Genomic DNA, 14,551 nt, shown 5'->3' with positions numbered 1-14,551 from the left:
GGGTGGCGAGCGCCTCACGCAACGCTCCGGCTCGGATCCTGCTGTCGGCGGAAGGGGTCGGCAACGAGGCCATGGATGTACTCCCTGGGATGCGAGGGACGAAGTGGCCCGACCGGTCAGAGACCGGCCGCGGCCTTCAGCCGCTGGGCACGGTCGGTCCGCTCCCAGGTGAAGTCGGGCAGCTCGCGGCCGAAGTGGCCGTACGCCGCGGTCCGGGAGTAGATCGGGCGCAGCAGGTCGAGGTCGCGGATGATCGCGGCCGGGCGCAGGTCGAAGACCTCGCCGATGGCCTGCTCGATGCGTTCCTGGGCCACGGTTCCGGTGCCGAAGGTCTCGACGAACAGGCCGACCGGCTCGGCCTTGCCGATCGCGTACGCGACCTGGACCTCGCAGCGGGCGGCGAGACCGGCCGCGACGACGTTCTTGGCGACCCAGCGCATCGCGTACGCGGCCGAGCGGTCCACCTTCGACGGGTCCTTGCCCGAGAAGGCGCCGCCGCCGTGCCGGGCCATGCCGCCGTAGGTGTCGATGATGATCTTCCGGCCGGTCAGACCCGCGTCGCCCATCGGGCCGCCGATCTCGAAACGCCCGGTCGGGTTCACCAGCAGGCGGTAACCCTCGGTGTCCAGCTTGATGCCGCTGTCGGCGAGTTCGGACAGCACGTGCTCGACGACGTGGTGGCGGACGTCCGGGGTCAGCAGGGTGTCGAGGTCGATGTCGGAGGCGTGCTGCGAGGAGACGACGACGGTGTCGAGACGGACGGGGCGGCTGCCCACGTACTCGATGGTGACCTGGGTCTTGCCGTCGGGGCGCAGGTACGGGACGGTCCCGTCCTTGCGGACCTCGGTCAGCCGGCGCGAGAGGCGGTGGGCCAGGTCGATCGGCAGCGGCATCAGGGACGGCGTCTCGTCCGTGGCGTAGCCGAACATCAGGCCCTGGTCACCGGCGCCCTGCTTGTCCAGCTCGTCCCCCTCCCCACCTGCGGCGGAGCCCTCGACGCGCTGCTCGTAGGCGGTGTCGACGCCCTGCGCGATGTCGGGCGACTGCGCGCCGATGGACACCGAGACGCCGCAGGAGGCGCCGTCGAAGCCCTTGCCGGAGGAGTCGTAGCCGATCTCCAGGACCTTGTCGCGCACGAGGGCCGGGATGTCGGCGTACGCCTTGGTCGTGACCTCACCCGCGATGTGCACCTGACCGGTGGTGATCAGGGTCTCGACGGCGACCCGGGAGGTCGGGTCCTGGCGCAGCAGCGCGTCGAGGATGGTGTCGCTGATCTGGTCGGCGATCTTGTCGGGGTGGCCCTCGGTGACGGACTCCGAGGTGAACAGGCGGCGGGACATGGCTCTCCAGAGGTGTGAGGTCCGTTGAACGGTTCGAGATCCGTCGAACGGTCGGTCGTCGGCGTGGCCGGACGGCCCGGGGACCGTCCGGCGGTCGCCCGGCGGCCGTCCGGCGGATTCGTCATCCGGCGCGTTCGGCGGCGGATTCGAGCAGTCGGGCGAGGTCGGCGGCGGAGGTCGCGGTGCCGGTGAGCACGATCAGCGGCGGTCGGCCGCCGTTCTCCGCGATCAGCCGGGTGATCCCGTACGCGGCGACTCCGCAGCCGGTGAAGCCACCGAGCACCAGGGGTCCGCCCGCGTCGATCAGCGGTCGCAGCGCGTCGTACCCGGCCCGCGCGTCGTCCGGCGGGGTGCCCAGCAGCACGAGGGCCTCGGGGCCCCGGTAGGAGCGGGCGAGCAGGTCGTGGCGGAAGCGCGGGGTGCTGTGTGTCGGGACGAGGCAGATGGTGCCGGCGCCGGGTTTCCGGGACGGCCGCAGGGTGATGATCGTGGACGCCCCACCGGCCCCGGTCCCGGCCTCGATCCCGGTCCCGGCTTCGGCGCCGTCTCCCGCTTCGGCCTCGGCTTCGGTTCCGTCGTCCGTGGCCGGGAGCGCTTCCGCACCCGCACCCGTACCCGTACCCGCGCCCGTGCTCGCGTCCAGGTCCACGGCGGGCAGGAGTTCCAGTACCTCGGCGACGGTGGTGAACTCTCCCGCGATCCGGGGGAGTTCGTCCAGCAGGTACACGGCGTGCGCCAGTACACCGCCGATACCGGCGAGTTGGGCGCGGTCGTAGGTGACGGTCATGACGAGTCCACCCGCTTCGTCGTGGTGGGCGGCGAGCGTGAGGGGGAAGGCCGTACGGGCACCGAGCGTCTCCGGGGGGTCCACCCGGATTCCCCGGGCGGCGAGTTCGGGGGCGAGGCCGTCCGTGTTCCGGGGCCGGCCGTCGAAGGCGACGAGGCTGCCCTCCGGTCCGGCCGGGCGGTCCGGGTTCTCGGTCCAGCCGCGGATGCGGCCCGCCGTGACCCACTCGTACGCCGCCATGTCCAGCGCCCGGTCGCGCAGCAGGGCGAGCAGTGCGGGCACGCTCGATCGCGGGTCGACGACGACGGACATCGGCAGCGGGTTGCGCAGCGAGCCCGGCAGGCGTTCCGCCGAGTCGAACGGGATGCCGCGGCCGGACACGGTCACGCTGAAACGGACCGGCCGCGGGTCGGCCGAACCGGTGGCCCGGTACAGCAGCAGCGCCCACACGGCCTGGAGCGCGCCGCTCTCGGTGCTGCCCCAACCGGCCGCCCAGGCGCCGAGCCGTGCCGTCCGGCCGGCGGGCAGGCGCAGCCGGGTGCGACCGGTTCCGGCGCCCGTCCCGTGGAGGGCCGAGGCGGAAGCAGAAGTGTCAGGGGCGACAGGGGTGTCGGAGGTGTTGGGGAGCGGGGAGTGCGCGGCGTCGGGCGGAGGTGCCGCGTCCGTCCAGAACTCCCGTGCGGGGCCGACGTCCCGGCGGGCGAGCCACTGCGTGTAGTCGCCCATGTCGGGGCGGCGTTCACCGCCGGGCAGGACGCCGTCGGCCAGGTAGGCGCGGTAGAACTCCCGCAGCAGCAGGCGTGCGCTCCAGTCGTCGAGCAGCGCGTGGTGGTAGGTGAGCAGCACCCGGGTGGGCGGGGCGGTGACCGACACGACGGGGCCGCCGCCCAGCACGGTCACGCGCAGTGGTCCGGGACGGCGCGGGTCGACGCCGCGTCGCCGCTCGTACTCGACCACCGACGCCCAGTCCTCGGTGCTGTGCGGCAGCCGTACCACCTCGGCCCGGACCCGGTCGTGCACCACGATCCGCGGTTCGGGGCCGTCGTCGAAGGCGGAGCGCAGCACGCTCTCCCGGTCGAAGAGGGACTGCCAGGCGGCGGTGAAGCGTTCCGGGTCGAGCGGGCCGTGCCAGTTCCAGGCGAGCTGCTCGACGTGGCGCCCGGTGCCCGGGTGGGCGTCGGCGTCGGCGAGCAGTTCGAGCTGGAGCGGGCTCGCCTCGGCCGTGCGCACGCAGCGGCCCGTCAGGGGCGGGTCCGTGAGCAGGTCGGCCAGCAGCCCGGCCGGGAACTCCCCGGGGGCGCCCATGGTGAGTCTCAGTGTGTGCAGGCCGGGACCGTGGGGCCGGAGCCGGTGCTGCCAGGCCGGGCCGTCCGGGCGACGGGCGGCGAGCCGGTCCAGCGCGGCTTCCAGGCGCCGGGTGTCCAGGGGACCTCTGAGTTCCAGGAACGGCGGAGCGTCATAGGGGGGTTCCCCGGGGTCGACGACAACGGTCATCGGTCCATCCGGAGAGACCTGCGACATCGGTGAGAAATGGTTGGCGGTCATGATGTGTTCGGGGCGCGCACCCCCTCCCTCCCCTCTCTACGAGCACGGAACGAGTATGCGAGGCCCGCCCATACGGACCTGATACGGCGCTGACACGGCGGTGGGCCGGGATCTCCGGCCATCGGCACGGTGTTCGGTGGAGCGGACTCAAGTCTTCGGTGAAGCGGATTCGGTGCTGTGGTGCTGTGATGGTGCGGTGTTGCGGTTCTGTGGTGTTGCGGTTCTGCGGTGGTGCGGTTCTGCGGTGTTGCGGTACTTCGGTGGTGCGGTTCTGCGGTGTTGCGGTACTTCGGTGGTGCGGGCTCGGTGCTTCGGTGCTTCGGTGATGCGGGTCGATCCGGTCAGGGTGACGGGCTGAGTGGTCGGCGCAGTCCGGCCTCGAACGCGTAGACCACCGCCTGGACCCGGTTGCGCAGGCGCAACTTTCCGAGCAGGTTCTGCACGTGCGTCTTGACCGTGTGCTCGGAGAGCGTCAGCGAGCCGGCGATCTCCGTGTTGGTCAGGCCGTGGGCGAGCAGGCCCAGCACCTGCCGCTCGCGGTCGGTGAGCTGTTCGGGGCCGACGTCGGAGATGACCGGGGCGGCGGGTCCCGTTCCGGGAGCGGTCGTGGGTGCCGGTCCGTCGGGCCGGGCCGCGACGGTGTACCCGGCGGCGGTCAGCACGACGGCGGAGGCGAGCTGGGCGGCGGTGACGGTGCCGGGCAGCCGGCTGTGCGCCTGTCCGGGGCCAGTTTCCGGTTCCGGCCCGCCGATGGTGAGCAGCCGGCAGTCCGGCGGAAGCGTTCCGGGGTCCGGGGTGCCGTGCGCGAGCACGACGTCCGGGCCGGCGGTGGCGATGTCGTCGGGGCAGGCCGGCCCCGGCTCCCCGTCTCCCACGACGTGGATGGCGGGCCTGCCGTCGAGCAGTGCCCTGATGCCGCCGCGGGCCAGGGCGTCGGTGCCCAGCACGTACACCCGTACCGTCGCGGTCGCTCCGGCCGCGTCCGGCGCGGCGGGTGGTGCACCGCCGGGCAGTACGCGCAGGGTGGCGCGGCGGGCCGCGAACGCCGAGAGATCCCGTTCTCCCACGGCCAGCCTCCTCGTTCTCCGTATCCGCAACCGTCCCCCGGCACGCTAGCCGGGTACGGGGGCGGGGCCGGATTTCTCCAGCCGCCCTGGACGGATCCGCGAACGGCCCTGTGGGCCCGCCCGCGGCGGAGGGTCCGGGAACGGCCCGGTCACCGGATCGGCGGAGGATCCGGTGACCGGTCCCGCGGCGTCAGTCGGGGTCGAGGAGTCCCGCGACGGCCCCCATGAAACCCTCGTCGAGCATGGTGCGGGCCGCCGTGTCGCGCGAGGTGTCCAGGCCGGAGTCGTGGCAGGCCACGCTGACCAGGTAACGGCCCAGCACGCGACGGGTCGTGAACGCCCATTCGCCGCGCGCGGCCGGTGTGCCGTCGGGGGCGAGCAGCCCGCCCTCGCCGACGCCGAAGCCGAACTCGGTGAAGCCGAGCCGCAGCCCCTGGCCGAGTGCCTTGGTGTACGCCTCCTTCAGGGTCCACAGCCGCAGCAGCTCCGCCGTGCGTTCCGTCTCGGACAGTTCGGCGAGGGCCGTGCGCTCGGTGGGGGTGCACACATGGCTCTGGAGGAGTTCGAACGACATGTGCCGGTCGGCCGGTTCGGCGTCGACCCCGATCCGGCCGCTGCGGCTGATGCCGACGGCGATCAGGTCGTCGGTGTGGGTGAGGCTCACGTCGATCTGGTCGAGGCCCCGCAGATAGGGCCGTCCGCCGATCTTGTACGCGAGGTCGAGTTCGGCGGGTCCGGTGCCCAGTGCGGCAGCGGCCGTGAACTTGGTGGCCAGCCGGGAGGCGACGAAGCGGAAACGGATCGTGGGGTCGGTGGTGCGCCGGTAGCGCTGCCAGTCCCGGCCCAGCAGCGGGCGCAGCGAGGGGTCGGCGAGGGCTCCGGTGAGCCACTCCCCCCAGGTGGTGTGCACCACGGCGTTGCCGCGCAGGTCCATTCCCTCCCGCACCAGGTCCCACGGCCCGTCGGGGCCGCTGACGTGGATCGGCTCGGTGATGCGTTCCTCGGTCGGTGCCGGGGGCAGCGGCTGTTCGATGTCCATCACGTCGCCCGCGCCCGGTATCCCTGTCATCGGCTCTCTCCGCGTCAACGGTCTTTCCTTCCCTGCTCGTTGCTCCGTCGGTGCCTGCCCGTTCACTGGGCCAGGGCGATGGCGTCCAGGTCGCAGCTGCGGCCCGTCCGGTATCGGCGGACCAGTTCGTCCAGTACCTGTGCCGGACAGCCGTCGGGCAGGTCGGGCACGTGCATGCCGAGGCGTTCGCCGAGGCGGGACAGGGCGAGCACCGCCCAGGCCGGGTCGGCGAGGAACGGGTCCAGGCCGTCCTGGCCCTCCCACACGCCGAGCACCGCGGCGGCGGCGACGATCAGGCTGTAGCGGTCGCTGAGCACGCAGACGGCGGGGTCGGCGAGTGCCGTGGTGCCGTACGCGGGGAGCCGGCGGCATTCCTCGCGCAGCGCCCGCAGTTCGGTGACGAAGCCCTCGGCCAGCTCGGCGAGGGCGGCGATCTGGCCGCCGAGGCCGCGGGACGCGGCGAGTCGGGCGGCGGAGCCCACGAGGGAGGCGGCCATGAAGTCGCCGCCGCCCGCGATGCCCAGCGCCCGGTAGTCCAGGGCGGGCAACTCTGCGCCCCGGCGGAACAGTTCGGGCGGCGGTTCCTCCTCCGCGAACCAGGAGCGTTCGGCGAGACCGCGCAGTTGCGGGACGATGACGGCCTGGCAGGAGGCGGTTCCGGCGTGGCCGAGCCCGGCGACCGGCAGGTCCCGTACGAGCTTGTCGAGTGCGCCGTACTCCGGGTTGTCGTGCTCGTAGCCGCGTGCGCCCAGGACGGTGGAGAGTTCCTCCAGGTTCTCGCGCAGCAGGTCGGGCACCACGTACTTGACGGCCGCGGCGAAGACATGCGCCCGGTCGGGCAGCAGGCTCAGTGCGCGCAGGACGACGGTGGCCATGCTGTCGCAGGCCAGCAGGTCGGCGAAGACCCCGGTCAGTGGTTTGTGCCAGCGGCGTGCGATGGTGCTGCGTCCGGTGGTCGCGGCCCGTACGGCGGAGTGCAGGACGGTGTCCGCGGCAGCGGTGACGACGCCGCAGATGAGGCTGCGGTTGACCTGGAAGGTGCGCAGGGCGAGGGGGACGCCGTCTCCGGTGTCGCCGACGCGGGCGTCGTCGGGGACGGTGTGCCCGGCGAACTCCAGTCCGGAGAAGAGTGCCCCGCGCATGCCGGAGGTGGGGACGCGCGGCAGGTGCCGTACGGCGGTGCCCTCGTGCAGGCCGCGGTCCAGGAGCAGCACGGAGTGGCTGTGCGGTCCGCGGGCCGGGTCGGTGCGGGCGTAGACGACCTGGGCATCGGCCCGCTCGGCGTTGATGATCACGTCCTTGCGGCCGTCCAGCCGGTATCCGCCGGGGGTGGTGCGGGCGGTGAACTCGTGTCGCAGGATCGCGTTGGAGTGGGCCAGTTCGTGGTGGAGGATCGTGGCCCGGCCGCCGCCGAGCAGCAGGTCGGCGACGCGGCGCCGCTGTTCGGGGGTGCCGGCCGCCCAGACGGCTCCGGAGGCGAACAGCGAGGTGATCCCGAAGCCGAAGCCGAGGGCGACGTCGCGGCGGAAGACCGGGCGCAGGACGCGTGCGAGCAGGTCGGCCCGGGTGAGCCGGCCGCCGTGCTCGACGGGTACGAACTCGGCGCCCAGTCCCGTACCGGCGAGCAGGTCCTCCGTGCCGGCGGGCGGGGTGTGCCGGGCGTCGGCGGCGAACAGCGCGCGCAGCCCGTGCGGGTTGGTGGGGTCGTAGGGATCGCCGAGCAGCGTCTCCAGCCGGGTCGCGCGCGTGCGCGCGTCGGCCTCCCACCGACTGCGGTCGGCATCCGTGGTCTCGATGGTCTCGGCAGTGATGGTCATGGCAGCGGGTGTCAGCTCCGTCGTCGCAGGATGCGCGCCAGGTATCGCGCCCGTACGCACGACCCTGACGGCAGCGGCTCGCGCCGCGCTGGAGCGAAGCTCGACGCATCGTCCGCGATTCCTCGAACGGCCGCCGAGCCGCTCGGGACCGGATCCCGTTCGTTTCTCGAACCGGACCGGAATCCGATTCGAGCGAAATTCAAGTGAAATTCGATCGGAAATCGAGTGGAGTTGGACCGGGATTCCGTCCGGAGTCCACCGGAATTCGAGCAGGATGCGGGCGGCGTCAATTCCCACGGGGAAACGAAAAAGGCTGCCACCATCCCCCCGCGGGACGGCGGCAGCCTCTTCAGCCGTTCGGTCTCACCCGGTCTTGCGGCGGAAGTACCGCTTCTTCCCGGCGGCCCCGCTCATGTTCTTGACCTTCAGTCGTCCTTCCTCGTGGGCCTGCCTGGACTTCGTCGCGTTGCTCTTCCGCTCGAGTGCCTCGCGGAATTTCTGCCGGGGGTCGTTCTCTTCGAAATCGACGAGCGGCTTGTCGGTCATGCGAACCTCCTGGACGCAATTGACAGCTCGGCCAGCCTGACACAGGAAATCAGAGCGGGCCAGATTTACTTTCGGTCAGAGGAAATTGAATTCGGCCTGTGCCGGGTCCGGCACGAGACGGTCGGCCTGTGCCGGGCCCGGTACGAGACGGTCGGCCTATGCCGGGTCCGGCACGAGACGGTCGGCCGCCGCTCCGGCGGGTGCGTCGGCGCCGGCCTCGGCCCCGCTCTTCTCCGCCGCCTCCGTCTTGCGGCCCGGCAGGAGCGGGCTGAGCAGTGCGACCAGTGCGAAGACGCCGACGTTGTACCAGAGCGTCACGGCGGTGGCGTCGCTGAACCGTTCGGCGCGGCTGCCGCCGCCGGAGCCGGAGAGGCTGAAGAAGATCACACCGACGACGGCGATGCCGGTGGCCGTGCCGAACTGGATGAGCGCGTTGACGACGCCCGATCCGGCACCGGCGTCCTGCGGCGGGACGTCACCGAGGACGACGTTGGTGAGAATGGGCGAGCACAGGCCCATTCCGAGGCCCACGACGAGTTCCGCCCCGGCGACCTGGTACCAGGTCAGGTCCTGGCCCTGCGTGTGCGTCAGCAGGATCATGAGGAGCGTTCCGACGGCCATGATCGAGGTGCCGAGCGCGACGAACGCCCGCCCGTTGGCGGTGCCCTTGCGCCAGGCGATCTGGAAGGTGGCCGTGATCCCGATCGGGAAGGCGACGGTGACCAGTGCCGTACGGATCGCGGACCAGCCGAGACCCAGCTGCATCTGGTAGGTCAGCACCAGGAAGAACGAGGTGATGCCGGAGAAGGCGAGCATCACGACGAACACCCCGGCGGTGAACGAGCGGTGCTTGAAGAGCGTCGGAGGAATCAGCGCCGAACCGTCCTTCTCGTGGCGCCGGCGCTGGTAGAGGGCGAACGGGACCAGCAGCAGGAGCGCGGCGCCCATCATCACGAACATCCATGCGGGCCAGCCCTGTTCGCGTCCCTGCACCAGCGGGAACATCAGGCCGAGCGCGGCGACGGTGATCAGGGCGACGCCGGGGACGTCCAGTCGCGACGCCTGTTCGGACTTGCTCTCCGGCAGGCACCACAGGGCCAGTGCCACGGCGATCACACCGAACGGGATGTTGATGAGGAACACCGCTCGCCAGCCCAGACCCATGACGTCCAGGTCGGTCAGCACACCGCCGAGCAGCGGCCCGCTGACACCGCCGAGTCCCAGCACGGCACCCATCATCGAGAACGCGACGACCCATTCCTTCTGGTCGAACGTGGTCATGATGACGGACATCACCTGGGGCACCATCAGTGCCGCCATGATGCCCTGGGCCAGTCGGCCGCCCACCAGCACGCCCGGTGTGGCGGCCACGCCGCAGACCACCGACGCCAGCGTGAAGCCGACCACACCGGTGATGAACAGCTTCTTGCGGCCGAAGATGTCGCCCAGCCGTCCACCGGTGATCAGGAAGACCGCGAAGGCGAGGGCGTAGCCCGCCAGTGTCCACTGCGCGGTGGCGTAGTCGGCGCCCAGGTCCTCCTGGATGCTGGGCAGCGCGACGGTGACGATCGTCGAGTCGACATTGTCGAGGAAGGCCGCGAGCAGCACCACGGCGAGAGCGATCCACTTGCGGCGCGAGGGGTCCGGGGCCGTCGGGTCACCCGTCGTCGCCGTGGCCGGTTTCGTCGTCTCTGTCGTTTCCGCTGTGTGTGTCACTTGATCAACTCCGTGTGGAACGGTTTCGGGTGTGGGGGGCGCGTCGCGGGACCGCGCGGCCGGCTGCCGCGCGGCCGGTTCAGACGACGCCCAGTACGGCGTCGAGCGCCTTGTCCATCTCTTCTGCGGTCAGTTCTTCGGCCGTCTGCAGCACCGCGGCGGTGTCGCCCCGGTCCGGGGTCTGCTCGGGTCGTGCGAGTTCCAGCAACCGGTCGAGCAACCCGCTCTGCCGCAGCTGTTCGGGGCTCACCCGGGCCAGGGCCCACTGGGCGGCCCGGGCGGGGTCCTGGGGCGGTTCGGAATCCTGGGCGGGCCCGTCGAAGGAGAGCCGCCCATGCAGGAAGTCGGCGATGGCCCGCGGCGTCGGATGGTCGAACGCCAGGGTGCTCGGAACGGCGACCTGCGTGTACTTGGCGATGCGGTTCTTGAGCTCGACGGCCATCAGGGAGTCCCAGCCGAACTCCCGCATCGCCTTGTCCAGCGGTACGTCCCCGGTGCCGGACAGGCCGAGCACCGCGGTGACCTCCTGCTGCACGAACTTGCGCAGCGAGACGATCCGCTCCTCGGCGGGCAGTGCGGCCAGCCGGTCGCGGAAGGCGGATGCCTGCTCCGCGTCCCGGCCGGACGCCCGCTTGGGCCTGGGCCGCACCAACGCACGCAGCAGGGCGGGCAGTCGGTCCTCCCCGGCCTGCTGGAGCCGGTCGGTGTCGAGCTTCAGCGGCACCAGGTGCGGTTCGGGCCGTACCAGCGCCGCGTCGAGGAGCCGCAGCCCCTCCCGCACGGTCATCGCCCGGGCGCCCTGGCGCCGCATCCGGGCCAGTTCGGCCTCGCCGAGCTGTGCGGTCATGCCGTTGCCGCCCTGCGCCCACAGCCCCCAGGCGAGGGCGGTCCCGGCCAGCCCCCGCTTGTGGCGGTGGGCGGCGAGCGCGTCGAGGAAGGCGTTGGCAGCACCGTAGTTGCCCTGGCCGGGCGAGCCGAGCGTGCCCGCCACGGACGAGAACAGCACGAAGGCGTCCAGGTCCAGGTCCCGGGTCAGCTCGTGCAGGTGCCAGGCGCCCGTCAGCTTGGGGGCCAGCACCCGCTCGAAGCGTTCCGGTGTCTGGTTGGCCAGCACCCCGTCGTCGATCACGGCCGCGAGGTGCACCACACCGGTGAGCGGGTGTTCGCGTCCGGCCTCCGCCAGGGCCGCGGCGACCTCGTCACGGCTCGACATGTCGCAGGCCACGATGTGTACGGACGCGGCGCCGGCCGCCGTCAGGCCGTCGGCCAGTTCGGCGGCGCCCGGCGCCTGCGAACCCCGGCGCGACGTCAGCACCAGGTGCCGTACGCCGTGCTCCTCGACCAGGTGACGGGCGACCTCCCGGCCCAGTTCGCCGGTGCCGCCGCTGATCAGCACCGTGCCGTGCGGGTCCAGTGCGCGGGGCACGGTCAGCACGATCTTGCCGGTGTGCCGTCCCTGCGCCATGTACCGGAACGCCGCGGGGGCCTCCCGCACGTCGTAGGCGAGATACGGCAGCGGTTCGACCGTGCCGTCCCCGAGCAGTGCGGAGATCTCCGTCAGCATCCGGTGCAGGTGCTCAGGGTCGAGCGACATCAGGTCGAACGCGCTGTACACGACGCCCGGGTGGTCCTCGGCGACCGTCCGCGGCTCGCGGATGTCGGTCTTGCCCATCTCCAGGAACCGGCCGCCGCGCGGCAGCAGCCGCAGCGAGGCGTCCGTGAACTCCCCGGCCAGCGAGTTGAGCACCACGTCGACGCCCGTGCCGCCGGTGCCGGTCAGCCAGCGCTCCTCGAAGTCCGTGTCCCGCGACGAGGCGATCCTGTCGTCGGTGAGCCCGAGGGCCCGCAGGGTCGGCCACTTGCCGGGGCTGGCCGTTCCGTACACCTCGGCCCCGAGGTGGTGTGCGAGCTGCACGGCCGCCATGCCGACACCGCCGGCCGCCGCGTGCACCAGCACCTTCTCGCCGGCCCGCAGGGCGCCCAGTTCGGTGAGCGCGTAGTGGGCGGTGAGGAAGGCCAGCGGAATGGTCGCGCCCTGCTCGAACGTCAGCGTGCCGGGCAGCTTCGCCATGAGGTGCCCGTCGCCGCGCACCTCGGTGCCGAACGCGCCGAGCGCCAGCCCCATCGCCCGGTCGCCGGGCTCCAGGTGGGTCACGGCCGCACCGGTCTCCAGGACGACACCCGCGAACTCCAGGCCCAGCTTGGGCGTCGCCACCATTCCGAGGGCGTTGAGGACGTCACGGAAGTTCATTCCGGCGGCGCGCACCGCCACCCGGACCTCGTGGGCGCCGAGCGGGACGGACCGGTCCACGGGGACGAGTTCGAGGCTCTCGATGCTGCCCTTCTCCCGGATGTCCAGGTGCCAGGCGCCGTCCGAGGCGGGCGGGACGAGCGTTCCGCCGTCCTTCGACGTGCGCACCAGCCGGGGCGCGAACACGGTCGTGGCGCGCAGCGCCAGCTCCGGTTCGCCCGTCACGGCCAGGGCGCCCGCCAGGAGCCCCGGGTCCGGGTCGGCGACGTCGATGTCGATCAGGCGCAGGGACCGGTCCGGGTACTCGCCGCGCACGGACCGGACGAGGCCCCACAGGGGTGCGTCGCCCAGGGCCCCCGCCGCGTCCTCGGGCCGGGCCGCGACCGCGTCCCGCGTCACCCAGACGAGTTCGGCGCCCTCCAGCGTCTCCTCGGCCATCAACCGCTGGAGCAGACCGAGCGCGTCCAGGGTGACGGCCCGGGCCCGCCCGGCGACGTCGCCGGTGCCGGTGCCGGTGTCAATGCCGGTGTCAATGCCTGTGCCGGTTCCGGTCGTGGCGTCGACGACGATCCGGCGCGGACGGTCCCCGAGGGCGAGCAGCGCGTCCAGGCCGGCGACCCGGACGGCCCCCAGTGCCTGCGCCACGGCGTCCCCGCCGCCGAGCACGACGGTGCCGTCCGGGCCCCCGGCCGCGGGGGTGTCGGGCAGGTTCACCGGCTGGAAGTCGACACGGTGGAGGTGGTCCCCGACCGACGGTCCGGAGACCCGCAACTGGTCCGCGCCCGCCTGCTGGATCTCCAGGCCGGCCGCGTGCAGCACCGGCTCGCCCATGGCGTCGGCGACGGTCACCGTGACCGTACGGCCGCCGGAGCCGGACGGGTCGGAGTCCGCCTCGATCCGTACGCGCAGTTCGGCGGCGCCCGTCGCGTGCAGCGCCACGTCCGTCCACATGAACGGCAGCAGCACGGTGTTCTCGGGCCGCTCCCCGGTGTCCACCCCGGCCAGTACGTGCAGGGCCGCGTCCAGGAGCGCCGGGTGCAGGCCGAAGTCGTCGGCGTCCTCGCGGACCTCCTCGGGCAGCACCACCCGCCCGTACGCGACGTTCCCGCGCCGTGCGAGTTCGCCGAGTCCTCGGAAGGCGGGACCGTACTCCAGGCCCTGTTCCCCGAGCCGCTCGTAGAAGCCGTCGAGGGGTACGGGCTCGGCCCCGGCCACCGGCCAGGCCCGCAGCTCGTCGATCCCCTCGGACGGGATGTCCTGCTGCTCGTCGTCGGCCAGTTCGCCGGTGGCGTGCAGGGTCCAGGCGCCCTGTTCCGCAGTCGTCTCGGGCTGGCTGTGGATCCCGATCGCACGCCGGCCGTCGTCGTCGGGCGCACCCACCTTGAGCTGGATCCTGAGCGGGGTGCTCTCGTCGAGGACGAGCGGCTGCGCGAGCGTGAGCCCGTCCACGCGCACCGAGCCGACGGCCCGTGCGGCGGTGAGGGCGAGTTCGAGCAGCCCGGTGCCGGGGACGATCACGGAGCCGAACACGGCGTGGTCGCGCAGCCACGGCTGATCGGTCAGCGAAAGCCGGCCGGACATCAGGTGTCCCTCGCCGTCGGCGAGCGTCATGACGGCCGCGAGCCACGGGTGTTCGGCGGACACGAGCCCCGAGTGCCGGGCGTCACGGTTGCCGTTCCTGGCGGGTTCGATCCAGTGGTGCTTGCGTCGGAAGGCGTACGTGGGAAGGTCCACCGGCGTTCCGTCGGGCAGGGCCTTGTCCCAGGCGATGTCCTGTCCGGAGACGTGGAGTTCGCCCAGGGCCCGGAGCAGGGAGCGGACCTCGTCGACCGGCTCGTCCGCACCGCGCGGGGTGCGCTGCGAGGCGGTGAACACCGCTCCGTCCCCCACGCATCCCGCGCCCATCGCGGACAGCACGCCCGCCGGGCCGCACTCCAGGTACCGCGACACCCCGGCCCCTTCCAGACACCGCATCGCGTCCAGGAACCGCACCCCCTCACGCACCTGGCGCACCCAGTACTCCGGATCGGCCAGCTCCCGCCCCGACACCACCCCGCCCGTCACCGTCGACACCATCGTGATCCGCGGGGCGTCGAACACACAGCCCTCCACGACCTGTCGGTACGCGTCCAGCATCGAGTCCATGTGCGGCGAATGGAACGCGTGCGACACCTCCAGCCGCCGCGTCCGCCTCCCCAGCCCCGCGAAGTGCCCCACCACCACATCCACCGCAGCCACATCCCCGCTGACGACCGTCTGCGCCGGACCATTCAGCCCCGCCACCGACACCCGCCCCACCACACCCGCCAGGACTTCCACCACCTCCGACTCCGACGCCTCCACCGACGCCATCGCCCCACCACGCTCACACCCCTGCATCAACCGCCCACGCGCCGCCACCAACCGCGCCGCA

The 14,551-nt window shown here is 72.4% G+C and carries 8 protein-coding genes; all 8 read right to left on the bottom strand.

The genetic code is table 11. The annotated features are described in order from the left end of the window. Positions 1–116: 116 nt before the first annotated feature. Complete coding sequence (metK, locus tag ABZZ04_RS38470) at positions 117–1,340, bottom strand: methionine adenosyltransferase (protein ID WP_356936893.1); 1,224 nt, start codon at positions 1,338–1,340, stop codon at positions 117–119. 121 nt (positions 1,341–1,461) lie between these two features. Further along, positions 1,462–3,621 carry a condensation domain-containing protein gene (locus ABZZ04_RS38465; protein WP_356936892.1) on the bottom strand — a complete coding sequence of 720 codons (2,160 nt, stop codon included), beginning with the start codon at positions 3,619–3,621 and terminating at the stop codon, positions 1,462–1,464. Between the two features lie 392 nt (positions 3,622–4,013). Next, a complete protein-coding gene (locus ABZZ04_RS38460; protein WP_356936891.1) occupies positions 4,014–4,739 on the bottom strand; it encodes a response regulator transcription factor in 726 nt (241 codons plus the stop codon). Positions 4,740–4,929: 190 nt separating this feature from the next. After that, on the bottom strand, positions 4,930–5,808 hold the full coding sequence (locus tag ABZZ04_RS38455; RefSeq protein WP_356936890.1) for a 4'-phosphopantetheinyl transferase superfamily protein: 879 nt from the start codon (positions 5,806–5,808) through the stop codon (positions 4,930–4,932). A 62-nt stretch (positions 5,809–5,870) separates the two neighbouring features. Then, positions 5,871–7,625 (bottom strand): acyl-CoA dehydrogenase family protein, encoded by a 1,755-nt coding sequence (locus tag ABZZ04_RS38450; RefSeq protein WP_356936889.1) that lies wholly within the window; start codon positions 7,623–7,625, stop codon positions 5,871–5,873. A 363-nt stretch (positions 7,626–7,988) separates the two neighbouring features. Further along, positions 7,989–8,171, bottom strand: a complete 183-nt coding sequence (locus ABZZ04_RS38445) for a DUF5302 domain-containing protein (RefSeq protein WP_356936888.1) — start codon at positions 8,169–8,171, stop codon at positions 7,989–7,991. A 156-nt stretch (positions 8,172–8,327) separates the two neighbouring features. Continuing rightward, the gene (locus tag ABZZ04_RS38440; protein WP_356936887.1) at positions 8,328–9,887 is read right to left on the bottom strand and encodes an MFS transporter; all 1,560 of its coding nucleotides are present in this window, start codon (positions 9,885–9,887) and stop codon (positions 8,328–8,330) included. Positions 9,888–9,966: 79 nt separating this feature from the next. After that, positions 9,967–14,538, bottom strand: coding sequence for an SDR family NAD(P)-dependent oxidoreductase (locus tag ABZZ04_RS38435; RefSeq protein WP_356936886.1), 4,572 nt, complete (start codon positions 14,536–14,538; stop codon positions 9,967–9,969). Positions 14,539–14,551: the final 13 nt, after the last annotated feature.

It is taken from the genome of Streptomyces sp. NPDC006435 (genome assembly GCF_040612315.1).
Classification (GTDB): domain Bacteria; phylum Actinomycetota; class Actinomycetes; order Streptomycetales; family Streptomycetaceae; genus Streptomyces.
The sequence above is the reverse complement of the archived record's forward strand: the minus strand, read 5'-3'. Positions and strand labels throughout refer to the sequence as shown.

Excerpts from the sequence above, each read along its gene's own strand:
- ABZZ04_RS38465 (WP_356936892.1), bottom strand. The coding sequence starts at position 3,621 with ATGACCGTTGTCGTCGACCCCGGGGAACCCCCCTATGACGCTCCGCCG.
- ABZZ04_RS38445 (WP_356936888.1), bottom strand. The coding sequence starts at position 8,171 with ATGACCGACAAGCCGCTCGTCGATTTCGAAGAGAACGACCCCCGGCAG.
- ABZZ04_RS38450 (WP_356936889.1), bottom strand. The coding sequence starts at position 7,625 with ATGACCATCACTGCCGAGACCATCGAGACCACGGATGCCGACCGCAGT.
- metK (WP_356936893.1), bottom strand. The coding sequence starts at position 1,340 with ATGTCCCGCCGCCTGTTCACCTCGGAGTCCGTCACCGAGGGCCACCCC.
- ABZZ04_RS38455 (WP_356936890.1), bottom strand. The coding sequence starts at position 5,808 with ATGACAGGGATACCGGGCGCGGGCGACGTGATGGACATCGAACAGCCG.